The sequence below is a fragment of the Geobacter sp. PheSNFMC genome (genome assembly GCF_059620965.1).
Genome location: NZ_JCAMRN010000004.1, coordinates 1 through 19,730, shown reverse-complemented (window position 1 = coordinate 19,730; position 19,730 = coordinate 1). Strand labels below are relative to the sequence as shown.

General features: G+C 66.9%; 18 protein-coding genes and 1 pseudogene. 13 read left to right on the top strand and 6 right to left on the bottom strand.

The genetic code is table 11. From position 1 onward, the window contains the following. Positions 1-5: 5 nt before the first annotated feature. The 4 genes from AC6CDK_RS01440 to AC6CDK_RS01425 all read right to left on the bottom strand — a co-directional run bounded on the left by AC6CDK_RS01440 (position 6) and on the right by AC6CDK_RS01425 (position 3,349). Positions 6-2,012, bottom strand: coding sequence for a proton-conducting transporter transmembrane domain-containing protein (locus AC6CDK_RS01440; RefSeq protein ID WP_192905569.1), 2,007 nt, complete (start codon positions 2,010-2,012; stop codon positions 6-8). Between the two features lie 4 nt (positions 2,013-2,016). Further along, entirely contained in the window at positions 2,017-2,694 is a 678-nt protein-coding gene (locus tag AC6CDK_RS01435; RefSeq protein ID WP_066357066.1) for a PTS sugar transporter subunit IIA, read from the bottom strand. Between the two features lie 87 nt (positions 2,695-2,781). Further along, positions 2,782-3,120, bottom strand: a complete 339-nt coding sequence (locus AC6CDK_RS01430) for a type II toxin-antitoxin system PemK/MazF family toxin (RefSeq protein WP_039643141.1) — start codon at positions 3,118-3,120, stop codon at positions 2,782-2,784. Continuing rightward, positions 3,113-3,349, bottom strand: a complete 237-nt coding sequence (locus AC6CDK_RS01425) for a hypothetical protein (protein WP_039643143.1) — start codon at positions 3,347-3,349, stop codon at positions 3,113-3,115. The genes AC6CDK_RS01430 and AC6CDK_RS01425 overlap by 8 nt, the downstream gene beginning before the upstream one ends. 143 nt (positions 3,350-3,492) lie before the next feature. On the opposite strand from AC6CDK_RS01425, the gene AC6CDK_RS01420 reads away from it, so the two are divergent. From AC6CDK_RS01420 to AC6CDK_RS01395, 6 genes are read left to right on the top strand one after another with little or no spacing between them, the layout of a single operon-like run. Continuing rightward, on the top strand, positions 3,493-5,478 hold the full coding sequence (locus AC6CDK_RS01420; RefSeq protein ID WP_192905568.1) for a proton-conducting transporter transmembrane domain-containing protein: 1,986 nt from the start codon (positions 3,493-3,495) through the stop codon (positions 5,476-5,478). 15 nt (positions 5,479-5,493) lie between these two features. Beyond that, positions 5,494-6,402: a respiratory chain complex I subunit 1 family protein gene (locus AC6CDK_RS01415; RefSeq protein ID WP_192905567.1), complete on the top strand. Its 909-nt coding sequence runs from the start codon at positions 5,494-5,496 to the stop codon at positions 6,400-6,402. A 3-nt stretch (positions 6,403-6,405) separates the two neighbouring features. Next, a complete protein-coding gene (locus AC6CDK_RS01410) occupies positions 6,406-7,047 on the top strand; it encodes a hydrogenase (RefSeq protein WP_010941401.1) in 642 nt (213 codons plus the stop codon). 4 nt (positions 7,048-7,051) lie between these two features. Further along, positions 7,052-8,488 carry a proton-conducting transporter transmembrane domain-containing protein gene (locus AC6CDK_RS01405; RefSeq protein ID WP_045668010.1) on the top strand — a complete coding sequence of 479 codons (1,437 nt, stop codon included), beginning with the start codon at positions 7,052-7,054 and terminating at the stop codon, positions 8,486-8,488. After that, positions 8,485-10,002: a hydrogenase large subunit gene (locus AC6CDK_RS01400; RefSeq protein ID WP_192905566.1), complete on the top strand. Its 1,518-nt coding sequence runs from the start codon at positions 8,485-8,487 to the stop codon at positions 10,000-10,002. Before AC6CDK_RS01405 ends, AC6CDK_RS01400 begins: the two co-directional genes overlap by 4 nt. A gap of 20 nt (positions 10,003-10,022) precedes the next feature. Then, a complete protein-coding gene (locus tag AC6CDK_RS01395; RefSeq protein WP_192905565.1) occupies positions 10,023-10,778 on the top strand; it encodes an NADH-quinone oxidoreductase subunit B family protein in 756 nt (251 codons plus the stop codon). Positions 10,779-10,846: 68 nt separating this feature from the next. Here AC6CDK_RS01395 and AC6CDK_RS01390 read toward each other — a convergent pair whose 3' ends face one another. Then, on the bottom strand, positions 10,847-11,341 hold the full coding sequence (locus AC6CDK_RS01390; protein ID WP_039643155.1) for a cytochrome P460 family protein: 495 nt from the start codon (positions 11,339-11,341) through the stop codon (positions 10,847-10,849). Between the two features lie 197 nt (positions 11,342-11,538). Then, complete coding sequence (locus AC6CDK_RS01385) at positions 11,539-12,441, bottom strand: LysR substrate-binding domain-containing protein (RefSeq protein ID WP_039643157.1); 903 nt, start codon at positions 12,439-12,441, stop codon at positions 11,539-11,541. Positions 12,442-12,698: 257 nt separating this feature from the next. On the opposite strand from AC6CDK_RS01385, the gene AC6CDK_RS01380 reads away from it, so the two are divergent. The 7 genes and pseudogenes from AC6CDK_RS01380 to AC6CDK_RS01350 all read left to right on the top strand — a co-directional run. After that, on the top strand, positions 12,699-13,631 hold the full coding sequence (locus tag AC6CDK_RS01380) for a YeiH family protein (protein ID WP_039643159.1): 933 nt from the start codon (positions 12,699-12,701) through the stop codon (positions 13,629-13,631). A 434-nt stretch (positions 13,632-14,065) separates the two neighbouring features. Then, positions 14,066-14,656 carry an LOG family protein gene (locus AC6CDK_RS01375; RefSeq protein WP_039643162.1) on the top strand — a complete coding sequence of 197 codons (591 nt, stop codon included), beginning with the start codon at positions 14,066-14,068 and terminating at the stop codon, positions 14,654-14,656. Between the two features lie 31 nt (positions 14,657-14,687). Then, on the top strand, positions 14,688-14,897 hold the full coding sequence (locus AC6CDK_RS01370; RefSeq protein ID WP_039643164.1) for a hypothetical protein: 210 nt from the start codon (positions 14,688-14,690) through the stop codon (positions 14,895-14,897). 30 nt (positions 14,898-14,927) lie between these two features. Further along, positions 14,928-15,404, top strand: coding sequence for a DUF1003 domain-containing protein (locus AC6CDK_RS01365; protein ID WP_039643167.1), 477 nt, complete (start codon positions 14,928-14,930; stop codon positions 15,402-15,404). Positions 15,405-15,446: 42 nt separating this feature from the next. Continuing rightward, complete coding sequence (gene glpK, locus AC6CDK_RS01360; protein WP_192905564.1) at positions 15,447-16,937, top strand: glycerol kinase GlpK; 1,491 nt, start codon at positions 15,447-15,449, stop codon at positions 16,935-16,937. Then, entirely contained in the window at positions 16,934-18,487 is a 1,554-nt protein-coding gene (locus tag AC6CDK_RS01355) for a glycerol-3-phosphate dehydrogenase/oxidase (RefSeq protein ID WP_192905563.1), read from the top strand. The genes glpK and AC6CDK_RS01355 overlap by 4 nt, the downstream gene beginning before the upstream one ends. 294 nt (positions 18,488-18,781) lie before the next feature. Next, a pseudogene (locus tag AC6CDK_RS01350) lies at positions 18,782-19,730 on the top strand (excinuclease ABC subunit UvrA); the annotation flags it as partial.

Below are 19,730 nucleotides of genomic sequence, written 5' to 3'. Positions count from 1 at the left end.
GGCGGTCACATGCCGAACAGCAGGAGCGTCACCAGGGTGATCAGGGTGTAGAGGATGTAAAGGTGCAACCGGCCGTGCTGGAGCCTCCGGATCGGGGCGAGCCTGCCGTTCGCCCACGTGATGAACGGGAGGTAGAGGTGTTCGAGCACCGTTTCGGGGACATGGGTGTGAAACTCCGCCGGCGCCGGCGCACAGGAGCGGATGCCGGGCCGGGTGCCGTGGGGGCGGAGGATGCCGCCGAAGAGCCGGACCAACATGTCGGCAAAGGATGACGCGGTGTACTGCATCCGGGGGGTGGGGGCCAGGTAGCCGCAGCCCCAGGTGGGCGAGGCGCCCCGGGGCGCGGCGGCCAACCGCCGGGCGTAGAGGAGGGCGATGACGGCCACGGTCGCGAGGGCTCCGGCGGCAACGGCCATGAGCCATCCCAGGGGCACCAGGTCGGCCAGGGCCGGGGCCGTGAGGGCCAGTTCCGGGCGCCAGGCGTGCACCGCGGCGTCAAGCAGCGGCGCCACGGCCGCCGGTGCCAGGCCGACCACGACGCAGACCGCGCCCAGCACGGCCATGGGCGCGAGCATGGGGCGTCCTGCCTCGTGGGCGCGGGCAGCCTCTTCGCTCCGGGGGAGCCCCAGGAAGACCACGCCGAAGACCTTGACGAAGCAGGCAACCGCCAGCCCCCCCACCAGGGCCAGGGCCGGCGCGGCCAGTGATGTGACGGCCGCGGCCGCGCCGGTGCCGTGGACCGCCTCCCGGAAGACCCCCAGGTAGATGAGGAACTCGCTCACGAAGCCGTTCAGGGGCGGCAGCCCGCAGATTGCCACGGCCCCGGTCAGGAAGAGGAGGGCGGTCCGGGGCATGGCGCGGGCAATGCCTCCCATCCGGTCGATCTCCCGGGTGCCCACCGCATGGATCACCGTGCCGGCGCCGAGAAAGAGGAGCGCCTTGAAGGTGGCGTGGTTCAGCACGTGGAGCAGCGCCCCTGCCATGCCGAGGAGCGTCAGGGAGGGAACCCCCGTGGCCGCGCCCACCAGGGCCGTGCCGAGCCCCATGGCGATGATGCCGATGTTTTCGATGCTGTGGTAGGCCAGGAGCCGCTTGAGGTCATGCTGGCCCAGGGCGAAGGCTACCCCGGCGATCCCCGACGCCATTCCCGCCACCAGCAGGACGATCCCCCACCAGAGCGGAATCTGGGCAAAGAAGGAAACCGTCCGGACCATGCCGTAGATGCCGAGCTTCAGGATTACCCCGGACATGATGGCCGAGATGTGGCTCGGGGCGTTGGCGTGGGCCGACGGGAGCCAGACGTGGAGCGGCATGAGCCCGGCCTTGAGGCCGAAGCCCAGGAGCGCGGTCAGGAAGATGCCGGCGCCGACCCCTCCGCCGGTTGCCAGCGAAGCCGGTGCCGGGAAGAGGTATGACCCCGCCGTCCCCTTGAGGAGCGAGAACAGGGCGAACAGGGCCAGGGTGCCGATGTGGGTGGTGATCAGGTAGAGGGTGCCGGCATCCCGCACCTCGGGCTTCCCGTGGTCGGCGGTGAGGACGAAATAGGCGGAGAGGGCCATGATCTCCCACGCCACGAGGAAGAGGACTCCGTTGCGCGCCACGATCACCCCGATCAGGGCGGCTACGAGGAGGCCGAAGAAGAAGGTCAGGCGTCGTACCGTGCGAGGATTGTTCCGTGCCGGCCAGTAGCCGAGGCCATAGACCGAACAACAGGCGGCAACGAGGAGGATCGGCAGGGCGAAAAAGGCGGAGAGGGGATCCACGGCCATTTCGGCGGGGCCGAAGGGGAGTCCCCAGGAGAGGAGAAAGGTATCGGTCCGGCCGGCGACGAGGGTGGTGGCGGCGCCGCCCAGGCCGGTCGCGGCGGCCAGGAGCATGAGCGCCGTGGCCATCTTCTGGCCGGCGGCAGGGGAAAGGCTTCTGACGAGCAGCGGCACCCCCGACAGGGCGGCAAGGGCCGAGGCGCAGAGCAGGAGCATGCCGGGCGAGACCATTCCCCCTCCATCAGTCATCGGCTCATCCTCCCAGGGATCGTTCGATTTCGGCCACGGCGGCCAGGATGCCCGCCGGGTCGCAGGGACGTTTCAGGGCCTCCCGCAGCCGCGGGTCGCGCAGGGCATGGGCCAGCCTCGACAGCAGGTGAAGGTGGGCCTTCACGGTGGGACTGGTGAGGGTGAAGAGGATCTGCACCGGCTTGCCGTCCAGGGCGCCAAAGTCCACGGGCGCAGCCAGGTGGCAGAGCGTGATGCTCGAGCCGGCCACCTGGAGCAGGATCGGGTTGCGCACATGGGGGATGGCGATGCCGTCGCCGATGGCGGTGGTGCCCAGGGCTTCCCGGGCCAGGAGCACCTGGAGCACGAATTCGGGGTCCACCTGCGGGGGGAGGGGAAGGAGGTCCACCACGTTGCGCAGGACGGTCAGCTTGTCGTCCCCCGGCACGTTGCAATGGATGCCCCCTGCCTGCAGGGCCGAAGAGAGGGACGGGAAGAGCCCCGGCTCGTCTCCGGCGCCGGCATAGGCCTCGGGCAGGACCTTGATTCCCCGCTCCGTGGCCCACTCCAGCAGGTCGATACGGTTGATCCGGGGCTCGCCGTCCACCGGCGTGGCCGGGAGCCCGTCCCGCCTGATCCAGCGCTTGACGGTCTTTTCGTCGGTTGAAAGAAGTCGGGCCGCTTCCGCGGCGTTCAACAACATGGATTCACCTCGTGGGCGTTCAGTTCCTTCGATCGTTCCGCCGGGTGGTTTCTTGCGGGATATGTTCTCCGCGGAATCCCCGTCCTGCTAGAGCTCCAACTGAAACCGGAGCGCCTTCTCCACCTGCTCCATGAGCGTCTTGCTCAGGAACCCCAATCGTTCCCCCACCACCTTGGCCTTGTCGATGGTGATGATAATGTGGGAGCTGAGCTTGGCGTCGGCGGCCAGACCGGTCTTGGCGGCCGGCAGAAACGTCTCGAATTCGTAGATCTTCTCCAGGTTCCGGAAGGAGAGGGGGATGATGGTGACCACCGGCGAAAATTCGTTGCTGATGTTGTTGCTCACCACTACGCAGGGACAGGTTTCCGGCGTGCCGTTCCCCTCCTGGGCCAGGTTGACCGAATAGATCCCCCCCCGCTTAAACATCCCGCTCCTCCGTCACTGCCGCTTCGAGTTTTTTCAGGACCTCCACCGTCTCGTCCGCGGTTGAGCGGTACCCCTCGATGAGTCCCTTGAAGGCCTCCCGCTTCACGGCGGCCAGCTTCTCCTGGGCCGCCTCCTCCAGGAACTGGCTCAGCCCCCGGGGGCCGTAGAGCGCCTTGATGTCGTCCACGATGTGGGTCGGCAGCGAGATGTTCAGTCGGGTGTTCGGCATCTTCGTCTCCTTAGAAGTCTTTCGACCTCTATACGTCATAAAATGTTATTGACGCATAAAAAATAGTACCATATAGTTTTATAAGGTGTTAGCGTTTTTTGTGTGTTTTGCTGTTTCTATGTGTCGTTAGTGGGTGGAGAACCATGGAATCCGCGTTAGAAGGGGCGGACCCCGCCTCTCAGATCCTCGTCGCCATAGTCCTGGCGGCCCTTTCCGGCGTTCCGGGCGTGCTGGCGCGCAAATTCGTGCCGGGTCAGATTCTGGCCGCCGTCATGGCTGCGGCCGCGTCTCTCCTGGGCTTGACCGGTGCGGTGCGGACGCTGCTGGAACACCGGACAACGGCCTTCAGCCTTGCCTGGACCCTCCCCTTCGGCCCGGCCGACCTGGCCGTCGACCCCCTGTCGGCCCTCTTCCTGATCCCCGTCTTCCTCGTCTTCGGCTGCGGCTCCCTCTACGCTCTCGGCTACTGGCCCGCCGCCGAGAACCGTTCCACCGAGCCGGCCCTTACGTTCTTCTACGGGATTCTGGCCGCGGCCATGGCGGGCCTGGTGGTGGCCCGCAACGGCGTCCTCTTCCTCATGGCGTGGGAGGCCATGGCCCTGTCGGCCTGGTTCCTCCTCGCCACCGAGCACCGTGACCCGGCCGTGCGCCAGGCGGGGATCGTCTATCTGGCGGCGACCCATGCCGGCACGGCGGCGCTCTTCGTTCTCTTCTGCATCCTGCGGGGCGCCACCGGCTCCTTCGTGTTTCCGGCGCCCCACAGCCTCGACCCGGCCCTGGTGCCGGCCACGGTCCTGTTCCTGGCCGCCCTTGCGGGGTTCGGCGCCAAGGCCGGGATCATGCCGCTCCACATCTGGCTGCCCGCGGCCCATGCCAGCGCGCCGAGCCACATCTCGGCCCTCATGTCGGGCGTCATGTTGAAGATGGGTATCTACGGGCTGGTGCGGACCATCTCGCTCTTCGCGCCGGTGCCCCTCTGGTGGGGCGGCCTCATCCTGGTGCTCGGGGTGGTCTCGGCCCTGGCCGGCATCGTCCTGGCGGCATCCCAGCGCGACCTGAAACGGCTGCTGGCCTGCAGCAGCATCGAGAACATCGGCATCATCGCCCTGGGCATCGGCACGGCCCTGGTGGGGGAGGCCACCGGCAACGTCCCCCTCTACACCCTCGGCATGACCGGGGCGCTGCTCCACCTGCTCAACCACAGCCTGTTCAAGCCGCTCCTCTTTTTCGGGGCCGGCGCGGTGATCCATGCCACCGGCACCCGGGAGATGGACCGGATGGGGGGGCTCGCCCGCCTCATGCCCCGGAGCGCGCTCTTCTTCCTGGTGGGGGCCCTGGCCATCTGCGGCCTGCCTCCCCTGAACGGCTTCGTGGGGGAATTTCTGCTCTATGCCGGCTTCTTCGGCGAGGCCGTGGCTGACCCGGTGCCGCTCCTGGCCCTGCCGGCGCCGCTCCTGGCCGTGGTGGGGGGCATCGCGACGGTTTCCTTCGTGAAGCTCTACGGCGTGGTCTTCCTGGGGGTTCCCCGGTGCGGCGCGCACCATCATCCTCACCTGCCCGACTGGCGGATGGGCGTGCCCATGGGGCTGCTGGCCCTGCTCTGCCTGGCGGCGGGGATCGCGCCCGGGCCGGTGCTCTGCCTGGTGGAGCCGGCCGTGGCGGCCTTCGGCATGGTTCCCCCGGCCCCCCTCGAAACCCTCGTTCCCCTGGGATGGCTCACCCTGGGGGCGGGCATGCTGGGCGCCGCGGTGATTCTTGTGGGGCTGATCCTGGCATTTCGGCTGAAACGGACCCCGGCCGCGCGGGGCACTACCTGGGGGTGCGGCTATCCGGTCCCGTCGCCGCGGATGCAATACACGGGAGTCTCCTTTGCCGGTTCCCTGGTGAGGCAGTTCGAGGGGGTCGTCGCCCCCCGCCGGGAAGGTCCGGCCGTGGCGGGATTCTTCCCGGCACCGGCTCTGTTCCGGTTCGTGCCCACCGAAACGATCCTTGAGCGGGTGATCATGCCGTTGTTCCGGGCCGCGGGTTTTTCCTTCGCCTTCCTGCGGCGGTTGCAGCACGGCCGGCTGCACCTCTACATGCTCTACATCCTGACCACGCTCTTTCTGCTGATGGTCTGGGCCCACTGACGGGGAGGGCGCGCCATGCTCGACATCATCATCCATCTGCTGCTGGCGATCCTGATGCCCCCCCTGCTCCTCGGGGTGATCGTCAAGACCAAGGCCGCCTTTGCCGGCCGGGTCGGGGCGCCGCTGCTGCAGCCATACTATGACATCGGCCGACTGCTGCGCAAGGGGAGCGTGTTCAGCGATACCACCACCTGGGTGTTCCGCGCCGGGCCGGTGGTGACCCTGGCCGCCACCGCCGTGGCAGCGCTGCTGGTTCCCCTGGGCAACCACCCGGCGCCGGTCTCCTTTGCCGGGGACATGATCCTCTTTGCCTACCTCTTCGGCCTGGCCCGGTTCTTCACCACCGCGGCCGCCCTGGACACCGGCTCCAGCTTCGAGGGGATGGGGGCGGCCCGGGAGGTGACCTTCTCCTGCCTGGCCGAGCCGACCCTCTTCTTCGCCCTGATCACCCTGGCCCGCATGAGCGGCAGCCTGTCGCTCACCCCCATGCTCACCCACGCCACCGCGGCGGACTGGCTCACCGCCGGCGCCTCCCTGCTGCTCCTGGTGGGGGCGCTGTTCCTGGTGCTCCTGGTGGAGAACTGCCGCATCCCCTTCGACGATCCCACCACCCACCTGGAACTGACCATGATCCACGAGGTGATGGTGCTGGACCACAGCGGCCCGGCCTTCGGCCTGATCCTCTACGGCGCGGCCCTCAAGCTTTTCGTGCTCGGGGCCTTCTTCATGAACGTGGCCCTTCCCGTGCGGACCGGCAACGCCCTGGCCGACTGGGGGATCTTCGTGGCATCCATGCTGGTGCTGGCGGTGGCCGTGGGGGTGGTGGAATCGGTCATGGCCCGGCTGCGCCTGATCCGCATCCCGCAACTGCTGGTGGCGGCGACGATCCTCTCCGCCTTTGCCATGCTCCTGATCCTGAGGTAACCCATGGTTTCCCTTGCCGACCAACTGCTGGTCTTGGTCATGCTGATCAACTTCGTCGTCCTGGGGTCGAGCCGGATGGCCTTCTGCATCCGGGCCGCCGCCGTGCAGGGGGTGATCCTGGGGGTGCTCCCCGGCATCATCCACTCCTTCTCCTGGCACCTGGTGGCCATCTCCGGCGGGATCATCCTGGCCAAGGGGCTGGTGATCCCCTGGCTGATCAGCGACGCCGTGCGCAAGGCCCGGATCAAGCGGGAGGTGGAGCCCTTCATCGGCTACGTACCGACCCTGATCCTGGGCGCCGTGGCCACGGCCCTGGCTTTTGTCTTCTCAGAGCGGCTCCCCCTGGCCCCGGAGCACCAGGACCTGCTCTTCGTGCCCGCGGCCATCGCCACACTGATGACCGGCTTCCTGGTCCTGACCACCCGGCGCAAGGCCATCTCCCAGGTGATCGGCTACCTGGTTCTGGAAAACGGCATCTTCATCTTCAGCCTGCTGCTGACCACCGCCATGCCGGTCATGGTGGAGGCCGGCGTGCTCCTGGACCTCCTGGTGGGGATCTTTGTCATGGGAATCGTCATCAACCACATCAGCCGCGAGTTCTCCTCCGTCGACACCTCGCGCCTGAGCGCCCTGAAGGAGGAATAGGCCCATGCTGACCGCCGCCGTTCTCCTGCCGCTCGCGGGCGCCCTCGCGGCCTGGATCGTCCCGGACAACCGGCTCCGCCCCCTGGTGTTGCCGGCCGTGGCCGTCCCGCATTTCCTCCTGACCCTGGCGCTCATGGTGTGGACCCCGCCGCCGTCACCCCAGGGCTGGATCTTCCTGGACCCCCTCGGCAAGATCGTGCTCCTCTGCATCAGCACCCTGTTCCTGGTCTGCGCCGTCTACGCGGTGGGCTACCTGGCCTACCGCCGGGACCGCTCCAACCGGGTTCTCTGCATGGGGCTGCTGGCGTGCCTCTCGGCCATGACCCTGGTGACCGCCTCCCAGCACCTGGGGCTCCTCTGGGTGGCGGTGGAGACCACCACCGTGACCATGGCGCCCCTGATCTACTTCAATCGCAACGCCCGCTCCATCGAGGCCACCTGGAAGTATCTCCTGATCTGCTCCGTGGGGATCGCCCTAGCGCTCCTGGGGCTTTTCTTCCTGGCCTACGCGACGCTTGTCGCCCACCGGGACGCCACCCTGCTCCTGGGGCCGATCCTTGCCTCGGCCCGGGAGCTGAACCCGGGCTGGCTCCACGCCTCCTTCATCTTCATGCTGGTGGGATTCGGCTCCAAGATGGGGATCGCGCCGCTCCATTCCTGGAAGCCCGATGCCTACGGCGAGGCTCCGGGGCTCGTGGGGGCGCTCCTGGCCGGAGGGCTGGTCAACTGCGCGTTTCTGGCCATCCTGCGGGTCTACCAGATCAGCCTCGCGTCGGGCGGGGAATACCTCTTCTTCCAGAAGGCACTCCTGACCATGGGGCTCATCTCCATGGGGCTGGCTGCGGTCTTCATGGCGCGCCAGGCCGATTTCAAGCGGATGCTGGCCTATTCCAGCGTGGAGCACGTGGGCATCCTGGCGGTGGCCCTGGGGCTCGGCAAGGGGGCCCTGTTCGGGGCGCTCTTCCACCTGCTGAACAACGGCCTCACCAAGGGGGTCCTCTTCCTCTCCTCGGGCAACATCCACCGCAGCTTCAACAGCAAGAGCACCGAGGTGGTGCGCGGCGCCCTGGCCCGGCTCCCCTGGTCCGCCGGGCTCTTCCTGGCCGGTTTCATCGCCATAACCGGCTCGCCGCCGTTCTCCCCCTTCGTGAGTGAGTTCTCCATCGTGAGCAGCGCCTTCGTGGAGGGGCGCTACCTGGTGGGGGGCCTGTTCCTCTTCTTCCTGGCCGTGATCTTCATCGGCATGGCCCTCACGGTGCTGCCCCTGGTCATGGGCGAGCCCCCGGCCGATGCGGAGCGGACCGACTACCGCGACCGGCTCCTGACCGTGGGGCCGCCCCTGGCCCTGCTGGGGCTGATCCTGATGCTGGGGGTCTGGTTGCCTGAGCCGCTCCTGCGGCTTCTGGGCGAAGGGGCCGCCCTGCTGGAGGCCAAACCATGAGCGCCCGGTTCCTCACCCTGCACAACGGTTCAGCCGTCCCCTTCCACGAGGTGCCGCGCCTGGAGTTGACCGCCTTCCTCCAGCAGATGATCGACGCCGTGGACCGGGGTTGGCGCGTCTCCTCCTACTTCGGCATCCCCACGGAGGCCGGGGCCACCCTCTGCTGCGCCCTTTCCTCCACGTCCGACGGCAGCATCGCCCTGGCAACGGCAGACGCGGCCGGGTCGTTCCCGTCCATCGCCCGGTTCTGCCCCCAAGTGCAGCTCTTCGAGCGGGAGATCGCCGAGCAGTGCGGCCTTCCCGCCGAGGATCACCCCTGGTTCAAGCCGGTCCGGTTCCACCGCTCCTTCGTTCCCGGCCGGGACGCCTGGGGGCGCGCCGTTGGCGAGCCGATCCCCGTGGGGGTCATGGAGTACTACCGGGTGGAAGGGGACGAGGTCCACGAGGTGGCGGTGGGCCCGGTCCACGCCGGGATCATCGAGCCGGGCCACTTCCGGTTCCAGTGCCACGGGGAGGAGGTCTTTCACCTGGAGATCTCCCTGGGCTACCAGCACCGGGGGATCGAGCAGGGGCTCATGGGCGGTCCCGACCCCCGCGCCCCCTTCCGCATGGAGACCATTGCCGGCGATACCACCATCGGCCACATGCAGGCATACTGCATGGCCCTGGAAGCTCTGGCTGGCACCCGGGTTCCGGCCCGGGCCGAGGCCCTGCGCGGCATCGCCCTGGAGCTGGAGCGGCTGGCGAACCACACCGGCGACCTGGGGGCCATTGCCGGCGACGTGGGCTACCTCCCCACCGCCTCCTTCTGCGGCCGGATCAGGGGCGATTTCCTCAACATGAGCGCGGTCCTCTGCGGCAGCCGCTTCGGCCGGGGGCTGGTGCGTCCCGGCGGGGTCCTCTTCGACCTGGGGCCGGCCGAACGCGACGACCTCCTGGCCCGCCTCGACGCCGCCCAGTCGGACCTGCAGGGTGCCGTGGAAATCCTCTGGGACGCGCCGTCGGTCATGAGCAGGCTGGAGAACACCGGCACCGTGCCGGCCGACACCGCCCGGGAGCTGGGGCTGGTGGGACCTGCGGCAAGGGCCTGCGGCCTCAACCGCGACGTGCGGCGCGACCACCCCTACGGCATCTACCGCATGGCCCAGATCCCGGTGGTCACCGCCCACCATGGCGACGTCTGCGCCCGGTCCACGGTGCGCTGGCTGGAGGCGGGGAAATCCCTCGACTTCATCCGGGAGCAGCTCAAGCAACTCCCCGGAGGCGGCTGCCGGAACGAGGCGGGCCCCCTGCAGCCGGACCGGATCGCCGTGGCTCTCACCGAAGGATGGCGGGGCGAGGTCTGCCACGTGGCGATTACCGGCGCTGACGGTCGCTTCCTGCGCTACAAGGTGACCGACCCCTCCTTCCACAACTGGCCGGGGCTCGCCATGGCACTGCGGGGAGAGCAGATCTCCGACTTCCCCCTCTGCAACAAGAGTTTCAACCTGTCGTACTGCGGGTTCGATCTGTAGGCGTTCGAAAGGGATTCGATGTGTTGAGAGAGATCATCGCACGGCTGAAGCAGGGACACCGGACCATGGCCTATCCGAAGGAGCCGGTGAGCCTTCCCCAACGGTTCCGTGGCTACCCGGCGTTTCCCGCCACGGTGGGGCGCGTCGACGCCGAGGCCTGCGCCGCAGCCTGCCCCCACGGCGCCATCGTCTGCGACAACGGCATGGCCCTGGACACCGGCCGCTGCCTCTTCTGCCCCGAGTGCGCCGCCGGCGGGCTCGTCAGCTTCACCACCGACCACCGGCTGGCCGCCACGAAACGCGAGCACCTGATCGTCCGCCCCGGCGGCGAGCACCACCTGGCCCGGCCCCTGGAGCCGTCGCTCCGCTCCCTGCTGGGCCGCTCCCTCAAGTTCCGCGAGGTGAGCGCCGGCGGCTGCAACGCCTGCGAGGCCGACACCAACGTCCTCTCCACCATCGGCTGGGACCTGGGGCGCTTCGGCATCCAGTTCGTCGCCTCCCCCCGCCACGCCGACGGCCTCTGGGTCACCGGCCCGGTCACGGAAAACATGCGCGAGGCCCTGCTCATGACCTGGGAGGCGATCCCCGCGCCCAAGATCGTCGTGGCCTGCGGCGCCTGCGCCATCGGCGGCGGCCCGTTCGCCGGCTCGCCCGAGGCCCACAACGGCGTGGCCGACATCCTGCCGGTGGACCTCTTCATCCCCGGCTGCCCGCCCCATCCGGCCACCATCCTGGACGGACTGCTGCGGCTGATCGGCAGGATCGAGGGGGCGTAACGGCACTAGTTCGAAACAAGAGGGAAGAGAGACGGGGGGGCCGCTGCGGCGGCTCCCCCGTCGTGCGTTCAGGGGATGGTGGCCAGGTGGGTGAAGACGAAGTCGTTGTCTTTCACGGGGGTGTGGCAGCCGAAGCACTCCTGGACAAAGGAGGCATCCTTGCCGTAGGGTTTCAGCTCCTGCCCCACGAAACGGGCAAAGCCCCAGCCGCCGGTGGGCTTGAACTTTTCCCCGTCCTTTACCATGAATTCAACCTGCGCGAAGGCGTCCGGCACCGTGGCAAGCGGGAACTTCGGGTGTTTTTTCGCGCTCCAGGCCAGCTTGGCAAAGGTCGAGCCGTCCGGAAAGGGGCGGGTTCCGCTCCGCAGGGCCTTCATGGCCGTGGGGTTGCCGAGGATCACCCGGATCTGTCCCCGGTCGTCGCGCCAGGACGGGGCCACCGCTTCCCAGGCGCGGTAGTCGGTGAGACAGGCGATCCCGTTGGGCGCCACCGGAAGCTCCCCGGCGCCGCTTACGGCCGCGCCGGCCAGGGTCAGGGCAAGGGCTGCGAACATCTGTTTCATGGGGTACCTCCTTTGTGGGGCTGCCATACCTGATCAATTGTACCGCAGAGCCCCGGCGTGCAAAGGGTAACCGTGGCCCATCGAAGCAGGGCGCTGAGTCAAGTGGTCAGTTTTCCATGAGACATGAATGTGAATCCCCCGCCCGCAAGCATCATGTGGGGTGCATGTCATCTGTGCCACCCGGCAGGCGGGCACAGCTACATGTCAGCGCCAGCATCCCGGTGTTGGCTCAGCAGCAAGCAAAACTCCTGCAACAACCTCGTCTTGTATCCACATGTCCTTGTCTGGATTGAAAGGGTCCTTCTCAGGTCCAGTGGACATTCGATCTCTACCAGCCAGCCATGTTCCAGTTCTCTCCCGACGGCGATTCTCGAAAGGCATCCCACTCCCAACCCTGCTTCAGTCGCTTTTTTAATGGCTTCAGAGTGTCCCAGTTCCAAAGAAATTGAGAACTCGATGTTTCTGCCGGCCATTGCGGCCTCAAACACTTCCCTCGTTCCGGATCCCTTTTCCCGCATGATCCATGGGGCTGTTCTCAGCATCTCCACGGACGCGGACCTATCACATGCCCATGGATGTCCTTTGCCGACCACGACGACAAGCTCATCGTGTTTCCAGGCAGTTGTATCGAGAACGCCGGAGTGCGGAATCCCTTCAATCAACCCAAGGTCGAGGTCGCCATTTTCCAGGGCGTTCTCTATCTGCCGGGCATTCCCGATGGTCAACAATACCTTTGCCTTGGGATATTCCCGCGAAAATTCTGCAACGATGCCAGGCAGGATATAGTTTCCAATGGTGGTACTTGCCCCTACATTAAGAGTTCCCCTCGGCTCACCGACAGAATCATTCAAAAACTGCTCTATCTCTCCGGTTTTCCTGATCACCTCTTCTGCTCCCGGCAGTATTTTCCGCCCCCGATCATTCAGGATCAGACGCTTTCCGTGCCGTTCAAAGAGGGGGGCCCCTGCCAATCGCTCCAGCTCGGCAATAGCCATACTTACTGCTGACTGCGTTATAAAGAGCTGCTTGCTTGCCTGGGTCACGTGTCCGCATTTTGCTACTTTCTCAAAGATTTCCAGTTGCCTCAGGGTTATCGCCATTGTGTCAGTCCTTATAACGTGTATTGAACAAAATAATGCATATTACTCATTTTTTATTATATACAAGGTGGCGTATGATGCAATTGACTATGTAGATGAGGCTCTTGAAAAACGTTATGGGGAGGCCGGGGTGCCGGGCGCAAGCGAGCGAGGACGCGAAGCGTAGCCGTCGGTACGGTGGGCTTTCGAGTGACCGGCCCCACCGGAGACCGGCCCCGCAGTAGTTTTGCAAGAGCCTCTGATCACAGGAGTATGCCATGGACATCGATCGGTTACGCAAGACGCTATTCGTCATCCTGCTGGTACTGTGTGCAACCCCTTGGGTTGGTACTGCCCCGGCTCTGGCCATGGGGGTGCTTTTCAGCCTGTCAGTGGGGAACCCGTGGCCGCAACAGACCGCACATTATAGTAAAATGCTTCTGCAGATTTCAGTCGTCGGACTTGGGTTCGGGCTAGGCCTGGGTGAGGTGATACAAACCGGGAAGGACTCCATTTGGTACAGCGCGGTTGGCATCGTTTGCACCCTGCTCCTCGGGAGCGTCCTTGGTAAGCTGTTCCGGACAGACAAAAACACATCCGCCCTTATCTCGTTCGGCACCGCAATCTGCGGCGGCAGCGCAATCGCAGCCATGGCACCGGTCCTGAAAGCAAAGGATGACGAAATTGCGGTAGCCTTGGCAACGGTCTTTACCCTTAACTCCGTGGCTCTCCTGCTGTTCCCGCTGATCGGGCGCTGGCTGCAACTTGACCAGAACATGTTCGGCGTCTGGTCGGGGCTTGCCATTCACGACACCAGCAGCGTCGTTGGCGCTACATCGGCATATGGCGCCCTGGCATTGACTGTCGGAACTACCGTCAAGCTTACCAGGGCCGTCTGGATCGCACCGGTCGTAATGGTAGTGTCTCTGATCAAGGGCGGGGAGCAAAAAGTCAGCATTCCCCTGTTCATTGTCGGGTTTATGGCGGCGGCAACACTCAGGACACTGTTGCCGATGTATGAGCATTACTGGGGAGAGTTGGCTGCCATCGCAAGGCAATGCCTTGTCATGACCCTTTTTATGGTTGGCGCGGGACTGAGCAGGGAGGTGTTGAGAACAGTCGGAATAAGACCTCTGGTTCAGGCGGCTATCCTGTGGGTGCTGGTGAGCGCACTGACTCTCGCTGCCTTGAAAGAGCTGGGGGTGGCGTGAACCTGAAGCGCGGGTTGCCAGTCCGTGCGGACAGTACGTGCCTCTAGGCATAATGCCTGTCAGTGGAAAGTAAACGGCCTGCCCCTTGCAAGCGCGGGTTATGTGAAACAGGCCGGCAACGGCTGCGGTAGCAGAAAAACCAGATGCTTCCATGGGGGCAATATTTTGTGATAGCGGGATCACTTGCTGAAAAAGCGTTTTGCCGGCAAGCGGGCGTGTGCTAAGTTTTTTTGTGTTGCCCTTGCCGTGCTGGGAAGAGTGCCCCGGACGCCCAGTCGGCTACCCGGCGGACCAGGGCGGTAACGAGTCCGACGGCACGTGCGCCACCGGGGCAGAGCCGGCCGATGGCCCGCGAATGCCGATGCCGTGGCGATCGCTACATCTACATGCCCGCGCCAGCGTGACAGTGGGCGGTACGGGCAAAGGAAGGATACATGAAGCGCATTTGCGTGTTTTGCGGTTCCAGTCCGGGCGCGCGGCCGGCTTATGCCGAGGCGGCGCGGGAGCTCGGGCGACTGCTGGCGGCAACGGGGACCGAGCTGGTCTACGGCGGGGCAAGCATCGGCCTCATGGGGGTCCTGGCCCGGACCGTGCTGGAGGGCGGCGGCCGGGTCACCGGCGTCATCCCCCGGCTGCTGGTGGACAAAGAGGTTGCCCTGACCAGCCTGAGCGACCTGCACGTGGTGGAAACCATGCATGAGCGCAAGGCTCTCATGGCGGAGCTGTCGGACGGCTTCATGGCCCTGCCCGGCGGGATCGGCACCATTGAGGAGTTCGTGGAGGTGCTCTCCTGGTCGCAATTGGGCATTCACGCCAAACCCTGCGGCCTGCTGAACAGTGCCGGCTACTATGACCGGTTGCTGGATTTTTTCGATCGCATGGCCGAAGAAGGGTTTGTCCGGTCGCGCTGCCGCGAGGCACTGCTGGTGGACCGGGACCCGGCCGGACTGCTGGAGACGATGCGCCTCTGCCGTCCACCCGCTCCGGACAAGGCAGAATGGGCATTGAAGCTGAACAATGTGTGAGCCGCAAGAGGCCTGCTGCCGCGGATCCCGTGTGGCTGGCCCATGGGCGGACCGGCGGCTTCTCCCGGTGGTCGCCGCGGGCATGGGGCGGCACGGACCCAATGAAATGGGGCAGGCCGTGCGCCAGAACTTTGCGGAAGACGATGAGTTCCTCAAAACCGCTGCGGCCAATCGCGGGTTTGAGCTCCGTGCGTTCGACTCGATCGACAAGGCCGTCGCATGGCTTGCGAGAGGTACCTGAGAACCGTTATCCCCGCCCAAGGAGGTCCCCATGCACCGCCCCGTTTTCCCGGCACCCTATCGGCACGAGCACGCGCCGGTAAAGAACGTCAATGAAGTCGTCCGGGAGCAGTTGACGGCAGGGCAGAGGGCGGCCGACTGGATCGCATCCAGGGTCGGCTCCTGGCAGTTCATCATCGGTCAGTCGGTGCTTCTCACCCTGTGGGTGATCCTGAACATCACCGCGTGGATCAGGCACTGGGACCCGTACCCCTTCATCCTGATGAACCTCGTCCTGTCCCTGCAGGCGGCCTACACCGCGCCCATGATCATGATGAGCCAGAACCGGCAGGCCGCCCGCGACCGGATCGAGGCCCACAACGATTATGAAGTCAACCAGAAGGCCGAGGCGGAAATCAGGGCCATTCTCGACAACCTCGCCGCCCAGAACGCCGCGATCGCCGAGGTGCACGCCATGCTCGAAGAGCTGCGCGGGCGGCTGGCGGACAGGGGTCAGCCCAACGCCTGAGACGGCGCCCCCGCCTCATTCATCCGGCAAAGGAGCCCTGCCATGAGCTTCATCCTTGCGCTCGACCAGGGGACGACCAGTTCCCGCGCCCTGGTGTTCGACCATGACGGGAACGTGCTCGGGCTCGCCCAAAAGGAGTTCCGCCAGATATTTCCCCAGCCCGGGCTGGTTGAGCACGATGCCGAGGAGATCTGGGCCTCCCAGTTGGGGGTGGTGGTCGAGGCCATTGCCCGGGCCGGGATTACCGCCGCGGACATTGCCGCCATTGGCATCACCAATCAGCGGGAGACCACGGTGGTCTGGGACCGCCGTACCGGTCGGCCGATCCACCACGCCATCGTCTGGCAGGACCGGCGCACGGCCGGCGAGTGCGACCGGCTCAGGGCCAAGGGGCTGGAGCCGACCTTCCGCACCAGGACCGGGTTGGTGCTGGACCCTTATTTCTCAGGCACCAAGCTGGCCTGGCTGCTCGATAACGTGCCCGGGGCCCGGGCCAGGGCCGAGGCGGGTGAACTGGCCTTCGGCACGGTCGATTCCTGGCTGGTCTGGAACCTGACCGGCGGTGAGCGGCACCTGACCGATGCCAGCAACTCCTCCCGGACGCTCCTGTTCAACATCCACGACGGCGCCTGGGACCCGGAACTGCTGGAGTTGCTCCGGATCCCGCCCGCGATCCTGCCCGAAGTGGTGGCCTCCAGCGAGGTCTACGGCGAGACTGCCGCCCGCTTCCTGGCGGCGCGCATCCCCATCTGCGGCATCGCGGGGGACCAGCAGGCCGCGCTGTTCGGCCAGCTCTGCGACCGGCCCGGGATGGTGAAAAACACGTACGGCACCGGCTGCTTCATGCTGATGCAGACCGGCGAGCGGCCGGTGCTCTCGGGGCGGAACCTCCTGACCACCGTGGCCTGCCGCCTGGGCAGCCGCACGGAGTACGCCCTGGAGGGGAGCGTGTTCGTGGCCGGCGCGGCGGTGCAGTGGCTGCGGGACGGGCTCGGCATCATCCGTTCCTCGGCGGAGGTGGAGACCCTGGCCGCCTCGGTCCCGGACAATGGCGGGGTCTACCTGGTGCCGGCCTTTGCGGGGCTGGGCGCTCCCCATTGGGATCCCTACGCCCGGGGCGCCCTGCTGGGCATCACCCGCGGCACCACCGCCGGTCACATCGCCCGGGCCACCCTGGAGAGCATCGCCTTCCAGACGGCCGATCTGCTGGAGGCCATGGAGGCCGATGCGGCTACCCCCCTGGCCGAGCTGCGGGTGGACGGCGGCGCCACGGCCAACAACATGCTGATGCAGTTCCAGGCCGACCTCCTTGGCGTGCCGGTGGTGCGGCCCCGGGTGCGCGAAACCACGGCCCTGGGGGCGGCCTACCTGGCCGGGCTGGCGGCGGGCTACTGGCGGGACCGGGCCGAGATCGGCCGGCTCTGGCAGGCGGAGCACACCTTTGAGCCGGCCATGGATCGGGGCCGGGCGGCTGAGCTGCGCTCCACCTGGAGCAGGGCCCTGGAGCGGTCCCAAGGGTGGGTTCAGCCATGAAGCGCGAGGATCTGCTGCGATACCTGACCGAGACCGAGGTCTGGGACATGATCGTGATCGGCGGGGGCGCCACGGGCCTCGGCACGGCGGTGGAGGCGGCCGGCCGCGGCTACCGGACCTTTCTTCTGGAGCAGGGGGATTTTGCCCAGGGGACCTCCAGCCGGAGCACCAAGCTGATCCACGGCGGGGTTCGCTACCTGCAGCAGGGGAACCTTTCGCTGGTGCTGGAGGCACTGCGGGAGCGGGGTCTGCTCATCCGCAACGCCCCGCATCTGGTGCACAACCTCTCCTTTGTGGTGCCGCTCTACGACTGGTGGGAGGGGCCCTTCTACGGGATCGGGCTCAAGCTGTACGACGTCCTGGCCGGCACGCTGGGGCTGGGGCCGTCCCGCCTGCTGTCCCGGGAAGAAACCCTGGATCACATCCCCACCGTGGAGCCCCGTGGCCTGCGCGGCGGGGTGATTTACCACGACGGCCAGTTCGACGACGCGCGCCTCGCGATCAGCCTGGCCCTGACCCTAGCCGACCTGGGCGGGGTGGCGCTCAATCACTTCCCGGTGACCGGCATCATCAGCCATGACGGTCTCGTGGCCGGGGTGGAGGCGCGGGACCGGGAGACCGGCCGCGCCTTCAGGATCATGGGGCGGGCGGTGATCAATGCCGCCGGTCCGTTCGTGGACGGGGTGCGGCGGCTTGCCGACCCGGCGGCCCGGGACCTCATTGCCCCGAGCCAGGGGGTGCACCTGGTGCTGGACGGCTCGTTCCTGCCCGGCGACAGCGCGATCATGGTTCCCCACACCGATGACGGGCGCGTCCTGTTCGCGGTCCCCTGGCACGGCCGGACCGTGGTGGGCACCACCGATACGCCCATCCCGGCGGCCGGGCTGGAGCCGCGCCCCCTGCCGGAAGAGATCGACTTTCTCCTGTCCCATGCGGCCCGCTACCTGACCCGCCATCCCGAGCGCCGGGACGTGCTGAGCACCTTCGCCGGCATCCGGCCCCTGGTCCGTAGCGACGGCGGCGGCACCACCGCCTCCCTTTCCCGGGACCACACCCTGCTGGTGGAGGGAAGCGGCCTGGTCACCATTGCCGGCGGCAAGTGGACCACCTACCGGAAGATGGGGGAGGACACGGTTACCGCCGCTGCCCAGGTGGCCGGCCTGGATCATCGGCCGTCGGTCACGGAGACGCTGCGGATTCATGGCTGGCAGGAGGGTACGGCGGACGGGCCGTTGCAGGTCTACGGCTGCGATGCCGCAGCCCTGGAGCAGCTCCTGGCTGAAAACTCCGCCTGGCGTGAGCCCCTGCATCCGGCGCTCCCCTACCGAGCCGGGGAGGTCGTCTGGGGGGTGCGCCACGAGTGGGCCCGCACGGTGGAGGATGTCCTGGCCCGCCGCACCAGGGCGCTGCTGCTGGATGCCCGCGCCGCCGTGGCCGCGGCCCCGCGGGTGGCGGAGCTGATGGCCCGCGAGCTGGGGCGGGACAGCGCCTGGCAGGCGGCGCAGGTTGCCGCGTTCACCACGTTGGCCGGGGGCTACCTGCCAGAGTGAGGCCCCTTTTGCCCGAACCGGGAACGGAGCTTTCGCGCCGGCGCGGTACCCCGTAGCCTGAACCCGTGCCGGCTGGGGTTCAAGGTTTTCTACGGGGACGCGACCGGGCTCCAGGAGCAGTTGCTGGCCGGCGACCGCACCGCCAACCATGCGCATCATGACCACGCCTGGGGCACGCGCACGCCGGTCACGGCGGCAGAAGGGGAGGCACCGTCCTGACACCGTCGCGTCGGTATTCGGTGTCCCCATCGTTTCCATCGCGTTGCACCCGTTTGCCTGTTATACTCTCTCCCCATGGCCCACGAATCGATCTCCATCCGCAACGCCTGCCAGAATAACCTGAAGAATCTCGATCTCGACCTTCCCCTGGGCGAGTTGATTGTCGTCACCGGCGTTTCCGGTTCGGGGAAGTCGTCGCTCGCCTTCGATACGGTCTACGCCGAGGGGCAGCGCCGCTACGTGGAGACCTTTTCCCCCTATGCCCGTCAGTTCCTGGAGCGGATGGACCGCCCGGCCGTGGACCGGATCGACGGGATTCCTCCGGCCATCGCCATCGACCAGACCAACCCGGTGCGCACCTCCCGCTCCACCGTGGGGACCATGACGGAGCTGAACGACCACCTGAAGCTCCTGTTCGCCCGGGCCGCGCGGCTCTTCTGCCGCGGCTGCGGCCGGTCGGTGCGGCGGGACACGCCCGAGAGCATCGCGGATGAGCTGCTGGCGCGGGATGCCGGCGCCGGGACCGTTGTGCTGGTTACCTTCCCGGTGCCGGTGCCGGCCAATTTTTCCACCGACGAGGTGAAGGGGTTTCTGGCCGGTCAGGGATACACCCGCATCCACCGGGAGGAGGAAGGCATCCTGGAGGTGATCCAGGACCGCACCCGCCTGGCACCGGCGAACCGTTCCCGCCTGGTGGAGGGGATGGAGGCGGCGCTGCGCGTCGGGCACGGGCGGGTGTTCGTTCGTCCCGCCGGCGAAGGTTCCGTGGCGGAACCGTGGCGCTTTTCCAGCGACCTCCACTGCCCGGACTGCGACATCTCCTACCAGGACCCGGCGCCTCACCTCTTCTCCTTCAACTCGCCGGTGGGGGCCTGCGCCACCTGCCGGGGGTTCGGCCGGGTGATCGGCATCGACCTGGGGCTGGTGATTCCGGACGAATCCAGGTCCCTGGCGGACGGGGCCGTGAAGCCGTGGCAGACCGAGAGCTACCGGGAATGCCGGGACGACCTGATCTCCTTTGCCG